Origin of the sequence: Roseomonas sp. 18066, from assembly GCF_902706185.1 — a bacterium.
Classification (GTDB): Bacteria; Pseudomonadota; Alphaproteobacteria; order Acetobacterales; family Acetobacteraceae; genus Pseudoroseomonas.
Genome location: NZ_CACSJM010000035.1, coordinates 1 through 17,986, shown reverse-complemented (window position 1 = coordinate 17,986; position 17,986 = coordinate 1). Strand labels below are relative to the sequence as shown.

The 17,986-nt window shown below is 71.5% G+C and carries 15 protein-coding genes; 12 read left to right on the top strand and 3 right to left on the bottom strand.

Annotated features, from left to right (window positions below; genetic code table 11):
* Positions 1–130 precede the first annotated feature (130 nt).
* Genes GVN67_RS09615 through GVN67_RS09595 form a run of 5 tightly spaced genes read left to right on the top strand, consistent with a single transcriptional unit; the run spans position 131 to position 5,841 of the window.
* The gene (locus GVN67_RS09615) at positions 131–1,009 is read left to right on the top strand and encodes an NAD(P)-dependent oxidoreductase (RefSeq protein ID WP_159995209.1); all 879 of its coding nucleotides are present in this window, start codon (positions 131–133) and stop codon (positions 1,007–1,009) included.
* A complete protein-coding gene (locus tag GVN67_RS09610; RefSeq protein ID WP_159995207.1) occupies positions 1,009–2,550 on the top strand; it encodes an aldehyde dehydrogenase family protein in 1,542 nt (513 codons plus the stop codon). Before GVN67_RS09615 ends, GVN67_RS09610 begins: the two co-directional genes overlap by 1 nt.
* Before the next feature lies 1 nt (position 2,551).
* Complete coding sequence (locus GVN67_RS09605; protein ID WP_159995205.1) at positions 2,552–3,307, top strand: serine O-acetyltransferase; 756 nt, start codon at positions 2,552–2,554, stop codon at positions 3,305–3,307.
* Positions 3,304–4,182: a VOC family protein gene (locus GVN67_RS09600; RefSeq protein ID WP_159995203.1), complete on the top strand. Its 879-nt coding sequence runs from the start codon at positions 3,304–3,306 to the stop codon at positions 4,180–4,182. The genes GVN67_RS09605 and GVN67_RS09600 overlap by 4 nt, the downstream gene beginning before the upstream one ends.
* Positions 4,183–4,236: 54 nt before the next feature.
* Positions 4,237–5,841, top strand: a complete 1,605-nt coding sequence (locus GVN67_RS09595; protein ID WP_159995201.1) for an ABC transporter substrate-binding protein — start codon at positions 4,237–4,239, stop codon at positions 5,839–5,841.
* Between the two features lie 10 nt (positions 5,842–5,851).
* On the opposite strand, the gene poxB is transcribed toward GVN67_RS09595, so the two are convergent.
* A complete protein-coding gene (poxB, locus tag GVN67_RS09590) occupies positions 5,852–7,591 on the bottom strand; it encodes a ubiquinone-dependent pyruvate dehydrogenase (RefSeq protein WP_159995199.1) in 1,740 nt (579 codons plus the stop codon).
* Positions 7,592–8,017: 426 nt separating this feature from the next.
* Here poxB and GVN67_RS09585 point away from each other — a divergent pair, with 426 nt between their 5' ends.
* From GVN67_RS09585 to GVN67_RS09565, 5 genes are read left to right on the top strand one after another with little or no spacing between them, the layout of a single operon-like run.
* A complete protein-coding gene (locus GVN67_RS09585) occupies positions 8,018–8,563 on the top strand; it encodes a SiaB family protein kinase (RefSeq protein WP_159995197.1) in 546 nt (181 codons plus the stop codon).
* 15 nt (positions 8,564–8,578) lie between these two features.
* Positions 8,579–8,965: a DUF1987 domain-containing protein gene (locus tag GVN67_RS09580; protein ID WP_159995195.1), complete on the top strand. Its 387-nt coding sequence runs from the start codon at positions 8,579–8,581 to the stop codon at positions 8,963–8,965.
* Positions 8,962–9,909, top strand: a complete 948-nt coding sequence (locus GVN67_RS09575) for a GGDEF domain-containing protein (RefSeq protein WP_200845202.1) — start codon at positions 8,962–8,964, stop codon at positions 9,907–9,909. The genes GVN67_RS09580 and GVN67_RS09575 overlap by 4 nt, the downstream gene beginning before the upstream one ends.
* 2 nt (positions 9,910–9,911) lie before the next feature.
* Positions 9,912–11,489, top strand: coding sequence for a SpoIIE family protein phosphatase (locus GVN67_RS09570; protein WP_200845201.1), 1,578 nt, complete (start codon positions 9,912–9,914; stop codon positions 11,487–11,489).
* Positions 11,489–12,241: an ABC transporter substrate-binding protein gene (locus GVN67_RS09565; protein WP_159995193.1), complete on the top strand. Its 753-nt coding sequence runs from the start codon at positions 11,489–11,491 to the stop codon at positions 12,239–12,241. The genes GVN67_RS09570 and GVN67_RS09565 overlap by 1 nt, the downstream gene beginning before the upstream one ends.
* 103 nt (positions 12,242–12,344) lie before the next feature.
* Here the strand turns inward: GVN67_RS09565 and GVN67_RS09560 are convergent, their stop codons facing one another.
* Positions 12,345–13,553, bottom strand: a complete 1,209-nt coding sequence (locus GVN67_RS09560) for a Bcr/CflA family multidrug efflux MFS transporter (RefSeq protein WP_159995191.1) — start codon at positions 13,551–13,553, stop codon at positions 12,345–12,347.
* A 234-nt stretch (positions 13,554–13,787) separates the two neighbouring features.
* On the opposite strand from GVN67_RS09560, the gene GVN67_RS09555 reads away from it, so the two are divergent.
* Positions 13,788–15,026: a Zn-dependent hydrolase gene (locus GVN67_RS09555; RefSeq protein ID WP_159995189.1), complete on the top strand. Its 1,239-nt coding sequence runs from the start codon at positions 13,788–13,790 to the stop codon at positions 15,024–15,026.
* A gap of 68 nt (positions 15,027–15,094) precedes the next feature.
* Positions 15,095–16,672, top strand: a complete 1,578-nt coding sequence (locus GVN67_RS09550) for an ABC transporter substrate-binding protein (RefSeq protein ID WP_159995187.1) — start codon at positions 15,095–15,097, stop codon at positions 16,670–16,672.
* A gap of 3 nt (positions 16,673–16,675) precedes the next feature.
* Here GVN67_RS09550 and GVN67_RS09545 read toward each other — a convergent pair.
* A partial coding sequence (locus GVN67_RS09545) for an MFS transporter (RefSeq protein ID WP_368667230.1) occupies positions 16,676–17,986 on the bottom strand: 1,311 nt, incomplete at its 5' end.

Sequence of the window (17,986 nt, the reverse complement as noted above, 5' to 3'; positions counted from 1 at the left end):
CCCCACCCCCCGGCCGGACGGTGACAAACGCGTGTAGCGTTGCCGAAAAGGCAACGCTTCGTGCGGAAACTGCGGCTTGTCGTCACCCCGGCCGCGGGCGAGGCTTTGTTACGGTTCGGTGGAGCGGATGATGGAACTGCGGACGATCGGCGTGGTGGGCCTGGGCAATATGGGCCTCGGCATGGCCGCGACCCTGGCCAAGGCCGGCTTCACGGTGCTGGGCTATGACATCAGCGATGCGCGCCGCGCCCAGGTGGAGGCCGCCGGCGTCCGCTTCGTGCCGGTGCTCAACGACGTGCTGGGCCAGGCCGATGCGCTGGTCTTCTCGCTGCCTTACGCGAAGGATGTCGAGGCGGTGGCCACGGCCCCCGGCGGGCTGCTGGATCGGTCCGATCGCAAGGTGGTGGTGATCGACACCTCGACCTCTGACCCGGTGACGACGCGGCGGCTGGCGGCGACCCTGGCGGCGGCCGGGCACGGGCTGCTCGACGCGCCGGTCAGCGGCGGGCCGGCGGGGGCGGCCAATGGCTCGCTCACCATGATGATCGGCGGCGAGGCTGCTGATCTCGCCATCGTCCAGGCGGTGGTCGACGCCATGTCGGCCAAGGCAGTGCATGTCGGGCCCTCGGGCGCCGGCAACATCGCCAAGCTGGTCAACAATCTTCTGGTCGCCGCCCATCTGGTCACCACCGGCGAGGCGATGCGCCTGTCGGAGGCCGCGGGCCTGTCGGCCGCCGATGCGCTTGCCGTGGTCAATGCCGCGACCGGCCGCAGCGCCATCAGCGAGGCGATGTATCCCCGCTGGATCCTGCCCGGCACCTTCGACAGCGGCTTCAGCGCCGGGCTGATGCGCAAGGACGTGCGGCTGGCGGTCGAGATGGCCGACGCTTCCGGCGTCACCCTGCCGCTTTCGGCCGAGGTCGCCCGCATCTGGCGCGACAGCACGCCGCGCATTGCCGACACCGACGACTTCACCAACATGGCCGATTTCCGCAAGGAGCCGATCTGATGCCCGATGGCGCCACCCTGACCAGCAGCGCCCCGCGCGTCGAGGCCCTGGTCTCGCAGCTCCTGCCCGGCGGCAAGGTCGGCAGCTTCGTGGCGGGTGAGGTGCTGCCCGGCACCGGCGCCTCGCTCGACCTGATCAACCCCGCCGACGGCCGCGTCATTCTGTCCTTTGCCGATGCGGGTGCGGGCGTCGTCGATGCCGCCATGGCCGCCGCGGCCACGGCGCAGCGTGCTTGGTGGGGCATGACGGCGGCCGCCCGCGGCCGCGCGCTGTGGGAAGTGGCCCGCCTGGTCCGGCAGAATGCCGATGCCCTGGCCGAGCTCGAGACCCTCTCCGCCGGCAAGCCGATCCGCGACACCCGCGGCGAGGTGGCCAAGGTCGCCGAGATGTTCGAATACTACGCCGGCTGGGCCGACAAGCTGCATGGCGAGGTCATACCCGTCCCCAGCAGCCATCTGAACTACACGCGCCCCGAGCCCTTCGGCACGGTGGTGCAGATCACCCCCTGGAACGCGCCGATCTTCACCGCCGGCTGGCAGATCGCGCCGGCGCTTTGCGCCGGCAATGCGGTGGTGCTGAAGCCTTCCGAGCTGACGCCGCTGACGACGCTCGCCCTCGGCGCGCTGATCGACAACGTAAAAGAAATCCCGCGCGGGCTGGTCAGCATCCTGGCCGGCGCCGGCCCGACCACGGGGGCGGCCGCCGTCGGCCATCGCGACACGCGGCTGGTGGTCTTTGTCGGTTCCGCCGAGGCCGGGGCGCAGATCGCCGCCGCCGCCGCCCGCAACATCGTGCCCAGCGTGCTGGAGCTCGGCGGCAAGTCGGGCAACATCGTCTTCGCCGACGCCGATCTCGGCCGCGCCGTGGCCGGCGCCCAGGCCGCCATCTTCGGCGGCGCCGGGCAGAGCTGCGTCGCCGGGTCCCGCCTGCTGGTGCAGCGCAGCGTGCAGGCCGAGTTCGTCGCCCGCCTGGCCGCCGCCACCGGTCGCATCCCGGTGGGCGCGCCCACCGACCCCGCGACGCAGATCGGCCCGATCAACAACCGCCGGCAATTCGAGAAGATCGGCAGCATGGTGGGTGCCGCGACCGCCGCCGGCGCGCAGCTGGCCTCGGGCGGCGGCTGCCCGGCGGCGCTGCGGGAGACCGGCGGCTTCTTCTTCGCGCCGACCATCCTGGACGGCGTGACGCCCGACGCCGCCATTGCCCGCGAGGAGGTTTTCGGGCCGGTGCTGGCGGTGCTCGGCTTCGACAGCGAGGAAGAGGCGATCGCCCTGGCCAATGCCACGCCCTATGGCCTGGCCGGCGCGGTCTGGACCCAGGATGTCGGGCGGGCGCATCGCGTCGCCGCCGGCGTGCGGGCCGGCACCTTCTGGATCAACAGCTACAAGACCATCAATGTCGCCTCGCCCTTCGGCGGCTTCGGGCGCAGCGGCTTCGGCCGCTCCTCGGGGCGGGAGGCGCTGTCCGCCTATACCCAGACCAAGAGCGTCTGGGTGGAGACGGCGGCCTCGCCCGCGGTCGCCTTCGGCTACGTCGGCTGAGATGAGCCTCTGGCCCCGCCTGCAGGAAGAGGCCGCTGCCCTGGCGGCGCGCGTCCCCGCTTTGGCGGCGGGGCTGGGCGAGACCGCGCTGGCCTCGGACGCCGCCAGCGGCCTGGCCGGGCTGCTGCGGCGGCTGGTGCCGGGCGGCTGGGTCGAGATCGGCCCGCTGGCGCAGCGCAGCTTCGCCGAGGCGCCGGATGACGTGGCCGCGGCGCTCGCCGACCTCGACGCCATCACCCGGCTGAACTTCGAGCCGGGCGGGCTGGTCGGCACCTGGCTGGGCGGGCGCGGCTTCCACATGCTGGTGGCGCATCGCCTGGCGCACCGGCTGTGGATGGACGGCGAGACCGAGCTGGCCATCGCGGTGAAGACGGGGGCGGCCATCCTCGGCGCCGATATCCATCCGGCGGCGCGGCTGGGGCGGGGGCTGTTCCTCGACCACGGCATCGGCCTCGTGGTCGGCGAGACCGCGGTGATCGAGGATGGCGTCTGCCTCTGGCATGGCGTGACGCTCGGCAGCACGCTGATGGCCGATGGCGACCGGCATCCAAAAATCCGCCGCGGCGCGGTGCTGGGGGCGGGGGCCACCATCCTGGGCAATATCGAGGTGGGCGAGGCGGCGGTCGTCGCCAGCGGCAGCGTCGTGCTGCGCTCTGTGCCGCCGCGCACCACCGTCGCCGGCAATCCCGCTGTACAGCGCGGGCAGCATCGCCACCCCTATCCGCAGCACCTGGCTGCGCTGGAGATCGCCGCATGAGCATGCCCGGGATTGACCATCCGCTGGTCCTGGTGCGCGACATCGAGCGCGCCCGCGGCTTCTACACGCGGCTCGGCTTCACCATGACGCCGGTGGGGCTGCACCCCTGGGGCACCAGCACGACGCTGGCGGTGCTGGAGCGCTCGCTGCTCGAGGTGATGAGCGTCTATGACGAGAGCCTGACCGGCGGCTACGGCACCGGCGATTTCTTCTTCGGGCGCCATATGCAGGAGGCTTTGGCCGAGCGCGAAGGTCTGTCCCTCGTCGCCCTGCACAGCCGCGACGCCGCCGGCGACCGCGCCGACATGGCGAGCCGCGGCATCGCGCCCAGCGGCGCCATCCATTTCCGCCGCCGCGTCAAGGTGCCCGGCGGCGACTGGGACGAGGCCGTGGTCGAGCTCGAGGTGCTGCGCGACAAGGCGCTGCCGCGCGTCTCCCACTTCCTGTGCCAGCAGCACAAGCCGGAGCTGGTCTGGGTGCCGTCCTGGATGAGCCACGCCAACACCGCCCGCTTCATCGGCGCCGTCACCTATCGCGCGCCCGATCCGGCGCCGGTGCTGGCGCGGCTTTCCGCTATGTTCGGCGGCATCGCGCCGGTCGAGCATCCCTTCGGCTGGGAGGTCGCGACCGGGCAGGGGGTGTTCCGCGTGCTGCGCCCTGACGCCTGGAGCACCGTCTTCGCCGACGCGCCGCAGCCGGTCATGGCGGCCGGTGAAAACGCCGGCGCCGCCATCGATATCGCGGTCGCCGACCTCGGCGCCGCGCGCCGGGTGCTGGCCGAGGCTGGCATCGACACCGTTGAAACTCCCGAAGGGCCGGCCGTGCGCGACATCGTCGCCTGCGGCAATGCGCTGATCCGCTTCGTGGCCGCCTGACGCTTCCCCGCGGCCGCCGCCGGGGCGGCCGCATCACCTGACGGAACGAGCCTGATGAAACGACGCCACCTGCTGGGCGCCGCGACAAGTCTTGCCGTGTCGCCGCTGATGACGCCTGCCCTGATCCGGCCGGCCTTCGCCCAGGCCTCGCGGGCGAAGACGCTGATCTTCGTGCCCTCGGCGCCGCTGACGGCGCTGGACCCGATCTGGACCACCGCCGCGGTGACGCGGGTGCATGGCTACCTGGTCTTCGACAGCCTCTATGGCATGGACGCCCAGCTGCGCCCGCAGCCGCAGATGGCCGAGGGGTCCGAGGTCTCGACCGACGGCCTGACCTGGACGGTGACCCTGCGCGGGGGCCTGCGCTTCCATGACGGCTCGCCGGTCCGCGCCCAGGACTGCGTCGCCAGCCTGAAGCGCTGGGCCAAGCGCAGCCCGATGGGCCAGAAGCTGGAAAGCGTCACCGCGGAACTCGTGGCGTTGGACGAGCGCCGCCTGCGCTTCGTCCTGAAGAAGCCTTTCCCGCAGCTTTTGCATGCGCTGGGCTCGGTCGGCCCGCAGGCGGCGATCATGCCGGAGCGCCTGGCCGCCACCAGCCCCTTCGAGCAGGTGCGCGAGATCATCGGCAGCGGGCCCTACAGCTTCAAATCGGAAGAGTTCGTCTCTGGCAGCCGCGCCGTCTATGAACGTTTTTCCCAGTATGTCCCGGCGCCGTCCGGCGAGGTCAGCCTGACCGCCGGGCCGAAGGTTGCCCATTTCGACCGCGTCGTCTGGAACATGATCCCCGACCCGGCGACGGCCGCCGCCGCGCTCCGCTCCGGCGAGGTCGACTGGTACGAGCAGCCGCCGCCGGAGCTGGCCGACGCCATGCGCCGCGACCGCAACCTGACGGTGGAGAAGCTGGACCGCTTCCCGCAGGTGCCCGGGCTGCGCTTCAACCATCTGCACGGCCCCTTCAACAACAAGGCGCTGCGCCAGGCGGTGCTGCCGGCCTTCAGCCAGTCCGATGTCTCTATCTCGATCGTCGGCGACAACAAGGAGCTCTGGCAGGAGAATGTCGGCGTCTTCACGCCGGGCACCGCCTCCGCCAGCGCCGCCGGGCTGGAGCCGCTGGCCGGCAGGCGCGACTTCGACCTGGCCAAGAAGCTGATGCGCGAGGCCGGCTACAAGGGCGAGCCGATGCGCCAGCTGGCGCCGACCGACCTGCCCTCGGTGACGGCGGTCAGCCAGGTGGTGGCGGATGTGTTCCAGCGCCTCGGCTTCAACCTGGACCTGGCGCTGTCCGACTGGGGCACGGTGGTGCAGCGCCGCGCCAGCCGCGAGCCGCTGGACAAGGGCGGCTGGTCGGTGTTCTGCACCACCTTCTCCTGGTTCGAATTCGCCGATCCGGCGGTGAACATCGCGCTGCGCGGCAATGGCAGCGGCGCCTATTTCGGCTGGCCCGACGTGCCGGCGCTGGAGACCTTGCGCGAAGAATGGTTCGAGGCGCCGGACGACGCCGCGCGCAAGGCCAAGGCCGAGGAGATCCAGCGCGTCGCCATGGCGGAGCTGCCCTTCATCCCGCTGGGCGCGACCTTCCTGACGACCGCGCATCGCCGCGACCTGTCGGGGCGGGTGCTGGCGCTGCCGCTGTTCTGGAACATCCGCCGCGGCGGCTAGCGCCCCGGGATCAACGCCAGAACTGGTTCTTCGCCAGGTCGATCAGCTCCCGCCCGCGCCCGTCCATCACCGCCTTGAGGGCATACAGGGAAAAACCCTTGGCCATCTCGGCGGTGATGGCGGGCGGCAGGGGCAGCTCGGTGCGGGAGACGACGGCGTCGACCAGCACCGGCCCGGGATGGGCGAAGGCCGCGGCCAGGCCGGCCTCGACCTCGCCCGGGTCTTCCAGGCGGATGCCCTTGATGCCGATGGCCTCGGCCATGGCCGCGAAGTTGGGGTTCTCCAGCGTGGTGCCGGTGGGCAGCAGGCCGGCGGCCTTCTGCTCGACCTCGACGAAGCCCAGCGTCGCGTTGTTGAAGACGATCAGCTTCACCGGCAGCTTCTGCTGGGTGATGGTCAGCAGGTCGCCCATCAGCATGGCCAGCCCCCCATCGCCGCAGAAGGCCACGACCTGGCGCTGCGGCAGGGTGGATTGCGCGCCGATCAACTGCGCCAGGGCATTGGCCATCGAGCCATGCACGAAGCTGCCCAGCAGCCGCCGCCCGCCGCCCATGGCCAGGTAGCGCGCCGCCCAGACAGTGGGCAGGCCGGTATCGGCGGCGAAGATGGCGTCGGGGGCGGCCAGGTCGCTGGCCAGCTTCGCCACCTGCTGCGGGTGGATCGGGCGGCGGCCGGGGGTGGCTTCCGCCTCGGCGTCCAGCTGCTCGCGGGTGCGGTGGTAATGGGCCAGCGCCTTGCTCAGGTGGCGGCCATCCTCGCGCTGCGCCAGCAGCGGCAGCAGCGCGGCAATCGTCGCGCGGACATCGCCGACCAGGCCGAGATCGACCGACGCCCGCCGGCCGATCTGCTGCGGCCGGATATCGACCTGGGCGATGCGGGTGGCGGCGCCGTCCGGATAGAATTGCCGGTAGGGGAAGTCGGTGCCGAGCATCAGCAGGATGTCGCAATCCTGCATGGCGTAGTAGCCGGAGGCGAAGCCGATCAGCCCGGTCATGCCGACGTCGTAGGAGTTGTGGCCCTCGACATGCTCCTTGCCGCGCAGCGCATGGACGATCGGGGCCTTCAGGCGGGCGGCCAGCTCCATCACCTCCGCCTGGGCGCCCGCGCAGCCGGCGCCGCAGAGGAGGGTGATGCGGGCCTCCTCCTGCGACAGCAGATAGGCCAGGGCCTCGAGCTCCCGCCGGGCGGGGCGGGTCAGCGGCGGCGGCGGCATCAGCCCGGCGAGCTTCGGCAGCGGCGCCGGGATGGCCGGCTGCAGCGCGACGTCGCCGGGCATGCCGACCACGGCGACGCCACCCTGGCCGAGCGCCGAGCGGATGGCGATCTCCAGCACCCGCGGCAATTGCTGCGGGCTCGCGGCCATGGTGGCGTAGTGGCTGCAGTCGCGGAACAGCGCGGTCGGGTCGGTCTCCTGGAAATAGCCGCTGCCGATCTCGGCCGAGGGGATCTGCGCCGCGATCGCCAGCACCGGCAGGCGGGAGCGGTGGCAGTCATAGAGGCCGTTGATCAGGTGCAGGTTGCCCGGGCCGCAGCTGCCGGCGCAGACGGCGAGGTTCCCGGTCAGATGCGCCTCGGCGCCGGCGGCGAAGGCGGCGACCTCCTCGTGCCGGGTCGGGATCCATGCGATGCGGCCCTGGCGGCGCAGCGCCTCGGTCAAGCCGTTCAGGCTGTCGCCGACCACGCCGTAGATGCGCTGCACCCCGGCGGCGGCGAGGGTGGCGGCGAACTGGTCGGCAACGCTGCTGGGCATCGGGCACCTCCGGCGGGCGGGGCCGCCGGGCAGGGCGTCGAGGGCCGGGGCGCGCCGGGCGGCGACTCCGGGCCGGGCGGCTTCGGGCGGGCATCCTGGCGCGCCGGCCGCGGGGCACCGGATCACACTTCGGTGGGAGACCCGGCACCGGACCAATTCGATTTGGTATCAGCCGCCGCTCGCCCAGCGCTCCCCAGGATAATTTCGTTCCGCGTAAATCCTTGATGGAATAGTTGCGGGGCCGGCTGGGGCGCCGCTTCCATCACATTCTTGCGGAAAGACCTGCCGCGGACCCGGCGCAATGGTAAATTTTTAGCTACCGCAGCGGGCAGGCCTCGGTATAAATGCCACTGACGATTGCCGAGGGGCCGGGCGCCAGGGCCTGCCCGCCGCCGGCGCCGCAACGATTTTGCGGGAGAGGGATGCTTGCTCGCTCAGCAGTACACCGCGTTCCACCGGGCCATTCGCGAGAATGGGGTCATCCTTTCCTTCAGCGGCTTCGTCTCCGAGAAGGTGATGTTCTCGCTCGGCGAGGTGCTGCGCGCCCGCATGCAGCAGGAAGAGACCGATACCGGCATCGCCAAGCGGGTCTTCTCGATCTTCGTCGAGCAGGCGCAGAACGTCATCCGCTACTCGGCCAACCGCATCGCCAAGGAGCCGACGCCGCCGCTCAGCGCTGGGCTGATCATCGTCGGCGTCGAGGATGGCCGCTTCTTCGTGGTCTGCGGCAACGAGGTGCTGAACCGCGACGTCGCCGTCCTGCGCGGCCGGCTGTCGCTGCTGGCCGGGATGACCGCCGAGGAGCTGAAGGCGCATTACCGCACCAAGCTGAAGGAGCCGCCCGAGGAGGGCAGCCTCGGCGGCAGCATCGGCCTGATCGAGATCGTCCGCCGCGCCAGCGCCCCCGTTGAATTCGATTTTCAGGACGTCGGAGCCGATCTCAGCTTCTTCTGCCTGAAGGCCTATATCTGAGAGCCGAGCCCGACCATGGAACGCATCCTGCTGGAGGCGACGGACCGCTCTCCGAAAGTGGATTTCGACTTCGCCGCCGGGCGCTTCGCGCTCGAGGGCGAGGCCTATCCGGAGGACGCCGCCGCCTTCTTCGGCCCGCTGCTGCAGGGGCTGAAGCAGCATGTGCAGGCGGCGCCCGCGGCCGCCATCCGCTTCGACGTGGCGCTGTCCTATTTCAACAGCTCCAGCGCCAAGGCGCTGATGAACCTGTTCATGACGCTGGAGGAAGCGGCCGAGGCCGGCGCCCCGGTGAGCATCGGCTGGCGCTACCTGGAAGGCGATGATTCGCTGCAGGAGGCGGGGGAGGATTTCTCCGCCGACTTCACCCATGCCCGCTTCGAGATGATCGAGACCCCCGCATGAAGACCGCCGGCCGCCAGAGCGCTCGCCCGGGCGCCGCGCCCGAGACCATGGCCTCGGCCACCCTGGCGTCGGCCACCTTGGCCGCGAAGCTGGCGGCCGGCGCCCTCGACCCGCAGGCGCTGGCCGCCGCCCCCGAGGCGCGCCGCTTCAGCCTGTTCGACAAGGAGGAGGAGGTGCTGCGCAGCGCCGCGCTGATGCTGGCGCAGCTCGGCGATATCGGCGGCACCGTCAGCGACCTGGCCGAGGCCTATCGCCAGAGCTACCGCGAGCAGGAGCGGCTGGTCCGCCTGTCGGACCGGATGCAGCGCGACCTGCAGAAGGCCAAGGCGCGGCTGGCCGAGCAGGCCTCCGACCTGCTGGCGCTGAACGAGACGCTGGCCGCCGAGATTGAGCTCAGAGGCCGGCTCGAGCTCGAGCTGCGCTCGATGCTGGAGACCGACGCGCTGACCGGCGCCCGCTCGCGCCGGCATTTCTACGACCTGGCGGCCTCCGAATTCACCCGCCAGCAGCGCAACGGCGCGGCGCTGTCGCTGGCGATCCTCGACCTCGACCGCTTCAAGCGGCTGAACGACGCGCATGGCCACGAGGCGGGCGACGCGGCGCTGCGCGCCTTCGCCGCCTGCTGCCAGAAGATGATCCGCGGCTTCGATGTCTTCGGGCGCCTCGGCGGCGAGGAATTCGGCCTGCTGCTGCCGGAGACCGGGCTGGACGAGGCGCGCGCCGCCGCCGAGCGGATCTGCGCGGCGATCGCCGGGCTGGAGGTGCCGCTGGCCAATGGCGAGAGCATCCGCATCTCGGTCAGCATCGGCTTCGCCACCCGGGCGCCGGGCGAGACGCTGGAGCAGCTGCTGCGCCGCGCCGATCGCGGGCTGTACCAGGCCAAGCACCAGGGCCGCAGCCGCGCGGTTGCCGATCTGGGCGCCGACCAGAGCCCGGCCGGCTGAGCATGCTGGCACGGACGCCGCCCGGGGGCAGGGCGCCCGGGCTGGCCATCGCCGACCCGGCCGCGGCGCCGGTGCAGGCGGGGCTGGCGCGGCGGCTGTTCCTGCGCGTCTTCCCGGTGGTGGCGGGGGTCGTGCTGGTCACCCAGCTGACCGTCGCCTGGGTCAGCTACAGCGACCAGCTGCGCGCCCAGTCGGAGCGCGCGCGGCTGCTGGCGCAGCTGACCGCCAGCGCCGTGGCGCGGCCGGTCTGGAACCTGGACGACAGCGTCTATCGCCCGCAGATCGAGAGCCTGGCGCTGGATTCGGCCTTCCTCGGCGTCCGCCTGCTCGACGACATGGGCAAGCCGATGCTGGTGCATGGCCAGCCCGACCAGAGCGATGCCGGGGTGATCCGGGTCAGCGCCGAGCTGCGCGTCGACAGCGCGCCGCGCCCGGTCGGCCGGCTGGAGCTGGTGCTGTCCACCGCCCAGCTGCGCGACAGCGCCATCCGCCAGGTGGCGATCGCGGTGGCCGCCGTGCTGGTGCTGGTGCTGGTCTTCACCGTGACCCTGCAGGCCGCCGTCCGCCGCCGCGCGGTGCTGCCGCTGCGCCGGCTGCTGGCGGCGATGCGCGAGGTCGAGCACAAGCGCTGGACCACGGTCGAGACCGAGGCCGGCGCCGGCGACGAGATCGGCGCCGTCTCCACCGCCTTCAACCGCATGGTCGAGGGGCTGCGCAGCGGCGACGAGGCGAAGCAGCTGCTGACCGAGCTGGAGGCCGCGCATCAGCGCCTGGGCGCCGCCAACCGGCTGGTGCTAGAGAGCATCAACTATGCCCGCCGCATCCAGGCCTCGATGCTGCCGGACGAGCGGGTGCTGCTGCCGGCGATCGCCGATGTGGCGACGCTGTGGCAGCCGCTGCACACCGTCGGCGGCGACTATTTCTGGGTCGACCAGAGCGGCGGGCGCAGCGTGCTGCTGGTGGTCGACTGCACCGGCCATGGCGTGCCCGGCGCCTTCATGACGCTGGTGGTGGCGGCAGCCCTCGACCGGGCGCTGGGCGAGCGCGGCCTGGATTCGCCCGCCGCCATCCTGGTGGCGCTGGATGCCATGGTGCGCAGCCGGCTGCGGCAGAACGGGCGCGGCGCCTCATCCGACGACGGGCTGGACTGCGCCATCTGCGTCTGGGACCGGCCGCGCCGGCGCATGCTCTTCGCCGGCGCCGGGCTGCCGCTGCTGCACACCGACGCGGCGGGCGCGATGCAGCTGGTCAAGGGCGGGCGGCACGGGCTCGGCTATCGCAGCGTGATGCCCGAGCCCTCCTCCTTCGTCGATGTCGAGATCGCGGTCGCGCCCGGCATGGCCTTCTACCTGTGCACCGACGGCGTCAGCGACCAGATGGGCGGCAGCCCGCGGCGGCTGCTCGGGCGCAAGCGGCTGGCCGGGCTGCTGCAGGCCGGGCAGGGGCTGTCGATGACGGCGCAGATGGACCGGCTGGAGCAGGCGCTGGCCGGGTATCGCGGGCCCGAGCCGCTGCGCGACGACATGACGGCGATCGGCTTCATCCCGCTCGCCACGCCAAACGGACCGGAGAATTCCTGATGCGCCATCGCGGCAGGCTGACCTTGCTGACCGGCCTGCTGCTGGCCGCCGGCCTTCTTCCTGTCGACGCGGCCCGGGCCGCCGATGTCCGCATGCTGATCGGCAATTCGCTGCCGCCCTACATCATCGAGCGCGAGAACCGCGGCGTCGAATACGACATCGTCAAGGAGGCGCTGGCGCTGCGCGGCCACCGCATGGTGCCGAGCTACGTGCCCTTCGCGCGCATCCCCGTCGAGCTCGAACGCGACGCGGCGGATGCGGCGATGACGGTCAATGACAGCTCGGGCATTCGCGCCTGCTTCTCGGACGTGCATATCATCTACCGCAACTATGCGATCAGCCTGGCCAGCCGGGGCCTGAAGATCGAGGCGATGGACGACCTGCGCGGCAAGTCGATCCGCGCCTTCCAGAACGCCCGGCTCTATCTCGGCCCGGCCTTCAACGCGGTGACGGCGGACAATCCCGGCTATGCCGAGACCGCCAACCAGCAGACGCAGAACGCCATGCTCTTCGCCGGGCGGGTCGATGTCGTCGTCGGCGACATCAACATCTTCAACTGGTTCAACCGCACCCTGCCGGCCTCGGCGGAGGCGCAGCAGCCGGTCGCGCTGCACGCGCTGTTCGAGCCCGTCGCCTACCGCGTCGGCTTCCGCGACGCGACGCTCTGCGCCGCGTTCAATGGCGGGCTGGCCGAGCTGCGCGCCTCGGGCCGCTACGACGCCATCGTCGCCGGCTACACGGCGGCGCGCTAGGGCGGGCTGTCTTCGGACAGACGAAGGCAACCCACTCCAGACTTATGCTTGATCGTGTGATGCAGGCTTCTCGGTGATTCCACCTCGAGCCATCACGCTCTGGCTACCTCTCGCTTTTCACCAGCAGGCCGGCGGCGAGGCCCGCCACGCCGAGCACGCCGATCAGCAGCCCCATCGGCGCGGGCGTGCCATCGGCCAGCAGGCCGAGCAGCGCGCTGAAGGCGCCGCCCAGCCCGTAATGCATGGTCCCCAGCAGCGCCGAGGCCTGGCCGGCCTTGCGCGGATAGGCGGAGAGGGCGCCCGCCACCGAATTGGCGACGATGAAGCCCAGCATCGAGACATAGACGAAAAGCGGCGCCGCCAGCCCCAGCAGCCCGAGCCAGCTGAAGCCCGCGGTCAGCGCCAGCGCCACGCCGGAGAGGGCGCCGAGCACCAGGCCGGCGCGGAACAGCCGGTCGGTGCCGAGGCGCGGCACCAGCCGGCTGTTGACCATGTTCAGCCCCATCATGCCGCAGATATTCACCGCGAAGAGGAAGCCATAGGCCTCGGGCGGCACGTGATGGAACTCGATATAGGCGAAGGGCGAGCCGGCCAGATAGGTGTAGATGCCGCCATAGAAGCAGCCGCCGGTCAGCGCGTAGCCGAGGAAGCGGCGGTCGCCGAGCAGGCCGAGATAGCCGAAGACCAGGTTGCGGAAGCCGAGCGGCGCGCGACGGTCGGCGGGGAGGGTCTCCTTCAGGCTCCAGGCGGCGGCGAAAGCCAGCGCGCCGAAGCCCAGCAGCACCCAGAAGATGCTGCGCCAGGAGAAGAAGACCAGCAGCTGGCCGCCGATGATCGGCGCCACCAGCGGCGCCACGCCCATCACCAGCATCAGCACCGACAGGATCTGCGCCGCGCGGTCGCGGCCATAGAGGTCGCGCACCATGGCGCGGGCCAGCACCGGCCCGGCGCAGGCGCCGACCGCCTGCAGCAGGCGCCAGGCCAGCATCTCGCCCGCCGTGGTCGCCAGGGCGCAGCCGACCGAGCCCAGCATGAACAGCGCGACGCCGGCCATGATCGGCCGCCGCCGGCCGTAGCGGTCGCCAAGCGGCCCCCAGACCAGCTGGGCCAGGGCGAAGCCCACCAGGAACAGCGACAGCGTCTGCTGGATCCGCGCCGGGCTGGCCTGCAGCGAGGCCTGCAAGGCGGGCAGGGCCGGCAGGTACATGTCCGTCGACATGGCGCCGAAGGCCATCAGGGTGCTGAGCGCCAGCACCAGCCGCGGCGTGGAGGCGAGGGAGGCGGCGGCAGGCGCCGAGGTCGTCGAGGACATTTCCTTAAATTGCCATGACGATGCTGCGCTGCACAAATCGCTTCTGCCCTGCAAAAAGGCCATGACAGCGCCTGCATGCTTGCCGAATGGGCAGTTGCATCGGGGATCGCCCGGGAATGACGACAGGCTGGGCAAAGCCGGTCTGGGAGCGGCTTTTTGCGGTTGCGAAGGGGCGTGACCTTCGGGGCGGGGAGGACGATGTATCCCACGCCTCAACGGCAGGGAGCCCGGACCATGCCCGCTCTGGCGATCAACCGCGACCGGCTGTGGTCGGACCTGATGACGCTGGGCTGCCTCGGCGCCACGCCGCGCGGCGGCAGCGACCGGCTGAGCCTGACGGATGCCGACCGCGACGCGCGCAACCTCTTCGTCCATTGGTGCGCGGAGGCGGGGCTGGCCGTCACCATCGACGCCATGGGCAATGTCTTCGGCCGGCGCGAGGGCGCCGACCCGTCGCTGCCGCCGGTACTGGCGGGCAGCCACCTGGACACGCAGCAGCCGGGGGGCAAGTTCGACGGGCCGCTCGGCGTGCTGGCGGCGCTGGCGGCGGTGCGGGCGATGAACGCCGCCGGCATCGTCACGCAACGCGCCGTCGAGGTGGTGAACTGGACCAATGAGGAAGGCGCCCGCTTCGCGCCCGGGCTGATGGGGTCGGGCGTCTTCGCCGGCAAGCTGGACCTGGCCGCGACCCATGCCACCGCCGACCGCGGCGGCGCGACGGTCGGCGCCGAGCTGGCGCGCATCGGCTATCGGGGCGCGGCGCCCTGCGGCGGCCGGGCGGTCGACAGCTATTTCGAGCTGCATATCGAGCAGGGGCCGGTGCTGGAGGCGGCGGGCCGGGTGATCGGCGCCGTCACCGGCAGCCACTACATGCTGTATCTCGGGCTGGAATGCCTGGGCGAGAACGGCCATGCGCAGTCGCTGCCGCAGGCGCGCCGGCGCAACGCGCTGTATGGCGCATCCCGGCTGGTCGCCGAGATCGAGGCGATCGGCGACGCGCATGCGCCGGCCGGCACCGCCAGCGCCATCACCATGGATGTCTGGCCGAACAACCGGATCAATATCGCGCATCGCGCCGTCTTCGCCGCCAGCGTCGTGCATCCGGCGCGCGAGGGCGTCGAGGCGATGGAGGCCGCGATCCTGGCGGCCATGGCGAGGATCGCCGACGAGACGGGCCTGGCGCTGTCGGTGGTGTCGCGGATGCGGCGCGACCCGATCGTCTTCGATGCCGGCCTGGCGGAGGAAACGCTGCGCCTGGCCGCCGCGCGCGGCCACAGCGCGATGCCGGCGCTGACGCGCCCGGGCCATGACGCCTTCAACCTGTCGGCGATCTGTCCGACGGCGTTGATTTTCGTGCCCTGCCTCGACGGCGTTTCGCACAGCGAGCTGGAGCGCGCGAGCCTCGAGCATTGCGCCGCCGGCGCCGAGATCCTGCTGGACCATATGCTGAACCGCGCCGGCAGAGCCAATTGACAGAAATAGAAGGGGGGCCTGGGGGAATACCTTCCCCCAGCCTTGCTTCGCTTGGAGCTTTCTTTGTGATGCAACGCCGCAACTTCCTGCTCGCCGCTGGCGCCGCGCTGGCCGCGCCGTCCTATGCCCGCGCCCAGTCTTCCAAGGTGCTGCGCTTCGTGCCGCAGGCCGACCTGCCGAACCTGGATGCGGTCGCCGGCACGCAGCTGGTGGTGCGCAATGCCAGCCTGCTGGTCTTCGACATGCTGTATGGCATCGGCGCCGATCTGCAGCCGAAGCCGCAGATGGTCGAGGGCCACGAGGTTTCGGCCGATGGCAAGATCTGGGATTTCCGCCTGCGCCCGGGCCTGAAGTTCCATGATGGCGAGGCGGTGCGCAGCCGCGACGTCGTCGCCAGCATCCAGCGCTGGATGGTGCGCGACGGCATGGGGCAGATGATCCAGTCGCAGCTCGATGCGCTGGAGGCGGTGGACGACCGCAACTTCCGCTTCCGGCTGAAGGCGCCTTTCCCGAAGCTGCTCTACGCCCTGGGCAAGAGCAACACGCCGCTGCTGGTGATCATGCCGGAGCGGATCGCCAAGACCGATCCGTTCAAGCAGATCACCGAATATGTCGGCTCCGGCCCGATGGCCTTCAAGCGGGACGAGTGGGTGGCCGGCTCTCGCTCGGTGTTCCAGCGCTTCGCCGACTACCAGCCGCGCGAGGAGGCGCCGGACTGGCTGGCGGGCGGCAAGCGGATGCTGGTCGACCGCGTCGAGTGGCTGACCATGCCCGACCCCGGCACCGCCGCCAGCGCGCTGCAGGGCGGCGAGGTGGATTGGTGGGAGAACCCGATCGCCGATCTGGTGCCGCTGCTCAGCCGCGGCCGCAACGTGAAGGTGGCGATCGGCGATCCGCTGGGCAATGTCGGCTCGATGCGGCTGAACCACCTGCAGGCGCCGTTCAACAACAAGCTGGTGCGCCAGGCGCTGCAGCTGGCGGTGAACCAGGAAGACTACATGCGCGCCATCGTCGGCGACGACACGGCGCTGTGGAAGTCGATGCCGAGCTTCTTCACCCCGGGCACGCCGCTCTACACCGAGGCCGGCGCCGAGCGGCTGAAGGGCCCGCGCAACTATGACCGCGCCCGCGCGATGCTGAAGCAGGCGGGCTATGCCGGCGAGAAGGTGGCGATGCTGGTCGCGACCGACGTGCCGATCACCAAGGCGCAGGGCGATGTCACCGCCGACATGCTGGCGCGCATCGGCATGAACGTCGACTATATCGCGACCGACTGGGGCACGGTGGGCTCGCGCCGCACCAACAAGAAGCCGGTCGCCGAGGGCGGCTGGAGCATTTTCTTCAGCTGGCATTCGGGCGTCGATTGCATCAATCCGGCGCCGTACAAGGGGGTCAGCGCCAGCGGCGACAAGGCCTGGTTCGGCTGGCCGGATTCGGCCGAGGTCGAGCAGCACATCACCGAATGGTACCAGGCGCCCGACCTGGCGGCGGAGAAGGCGGCGCTGGACGGCGTCAACCGCGCCGGGATGGACCATGTCACCTTCATCCCGACCGGCTTCTTCCTGGGCCACAGCGCCTGGCGCGGCAATGTCTCCGGCGTGAAGCAGGCGCCGTTCCCGCTCTTCTGGGGCGTCGACAAGGCCTGACGGCTACTCGGCGGGTTGGAGGGTCGCCGCCGGCGGCTCTCCGCCCGCGGCGACGCTGTCCGGGCGGGTCTCGGGCATCAGCAGCCAATAGGCGAAGAACCCCGCCGCCGCGATGCCGCCGAGCGTCAGGAAGGCGGCGTCGAAGCCGGCGGCGACGATCAGCCCTCCGGCCAGGCTGGCGCTGAGCGCCGCCCCCAGCCCCTGCGCCGTGGCGATGGCGCCCTGCGCCACGTTGAACCGCCCAGTGCCCCGCGTGAGGTCGGCGACGACGACGGGGAAGAGCGCGCCGAACAGCCCGGCGCCAATGCCGTCCAGCAGCTGCACCGCCATCAGCCAGTAGGGGCTGTCGGACAGGACGTAGAGCACGCCACGCAGGGCGAGGACGCCGAAGGCCGCCAGGAACAGCGGCTTGCGGCCCCAGCGATCCGCCTTGGCGCCGGCCAGCAGCGCCACCGGCACCATGACGCATTGCGCCGCCAGGATGCAGAGCGCGATCAGCGAGGTGGCATGCTCCTGGCCGATGCTGCGCGCCAGCAGCTGGCCCAGGCTGGGCAGCATCGCCGCATTGGCCAGGTGGAAGGCCGCCATCAGCAGGGCGAAGGTCATCAGCGCGCGGTCGCCCAGCAGCGTCGCCAACCCGCTCGGGGCCTCGCCGGTGCTGGCCTTCTCCTCCGCGGCGCCGCTGGCCAGGCCGCGCGCCTGGCGGTGGTCGATGGCGCGGCCGGGCACCATCAGCATGGCGCCGATGCTGAGCACGGCCAGCGCCGCCATCAGCCAGAACACCACCAGCGGGCCGAACAGGATGGCGCCGCCCGCGGCCAGCGCCGCCGAGGCCGCGTTGCCGGCATGGTTGAAGGCCTCGTTGCGGCCGATGCGGCGGGCGAAGAGGCGGGGGCCGACCACGCCCAGCGTGATGGCGGCCAGCGCCGGCGGGAAGATGGCGCCGGCGATGGCGGCCAGCGACTGGCTGGCGGCGACGGCGGCGAAGCTTTCCAGATAGGGGATGGCCAGGCAGCTGATGGTCACGGCGAGCGCCGCTGCGATGACGATGGCCCGCTTGCGCCGGCTGCCATCGATCAGCGCCCCGGCCGGGGTCTGCGCCAGCAGCCCGGTCAGCCCGGCGATGGTGATGACCAGGCCGGTGGTGGCCTCGTCCCAGCCGCCCTCGGGTCCGCGCACCGCCACCAGGTAGATGGCGAGATAGGGCCCGAGCCCGTCCCGCACATCGGCCAGGAAGAAGTTCAGCGCGTCGAGCCCGCGCAGGGTGCGGGGGGCGGCGGAGGCGGGCGGATCCAGCGCGGCGCGCGCGCCACG

Excerpts from the sequence above, each read along its gene's own strand:
- GVN67_RS09615 (WP_159995209.1), top strand. The coding sequence starts at position 131 with ATGGAACTGCGGACGATCGGCGTGGTGGGCCTGGGCAATATGGGCCTC.
- GVN67_RS09610 (WP_159995207.1), top strand. The coding sequence starts at position 1,009 with ATGCCCGATGGCGCCACCCTGACCAGCAGCGCCCCGCGCGTCGAGGCC.
- GVN67_RS09605 (WP_159995205.1), top strand. The coding sequence starts at position 2,552 with ATGAGCCTCTGGCCCCGCCTGCAGGAAGAGGCCGCTGCCCTGGCGGCG.
- GVN67_RS09600 (WP_159995203.1), top strand. The coding sequence starts at position 3,304 with ATGAGCATGCCCGGGATTGACCATCCGCTGGTCCTGGTGCGCGACATC.
- GVN67_RS09595 (WP_159995201.1), top strand. The coding sequence starts at position 4,237 with ATGAAACGACGCCACCTGCTGGGCGCCGCGACAAGTCTTGCCGTGTCG.
- poxB (WP_159995199.1), bottom strand. The coding sequence starts at position 7,591 with ATGCCCAGCAGCGTTGCCGACCAGTTCGCCGCCACCCTCGCCGCCGCC.
- GVN67_RS09580 (WP_159995195.1), top strand. The coding sequence starts at position 8,579 with ATGGAACGCATCCTGCTGGAGGCGACGGACCGCTCTCCGAAAGTGGAT.
- GVN67_RS09575 (WP_200845202.1), top strand. The coding sequence starts at position 8,962 with ATGAAGACCGCCGGCCGCCAGAGCGCTCGCCCGGGCGCCGCGCCCGAG.
- GVN67_RS09570 (WP_200845201.1), top strand. The coding sequence starts at position 9,912 with ATGCTGGCACGGACGCCGCCCGGGGGCAGGGCGCCCGGGCTGGCCATC.
- GVN67_RS09565 (WP_159995193.1), top strand. The coding sequence starts at position 11,489 with ATGCGCCATCGCGGCAGGCTGACCTTGCTGACCGGCCTGCTGCTGGCC.
- GVN67_RS09560 (WP_159995191.1), bottom strand. The coding sequence starts at position 13,553 with ATGTCCTCGACGACCTCGGCGCCTGCCGCCGCCTCCCTCGCCTCCACG.
- GVN67_RS09555 (WP_159995189.1), top strand. The coding sequence starts at position 13,788 with ATGCCCGCTCTGGCGATCAACCGCGACCGGCTGTGGTCGGACCTGATG.
- GVN67_RS09550 (WP_159995187.1), top strand. The coding sequence starts at position 15,095 with ATGCAACGCCGCAACTTCCTGCTCGCCGCTGGCGCCGCGCTGGCCGCG.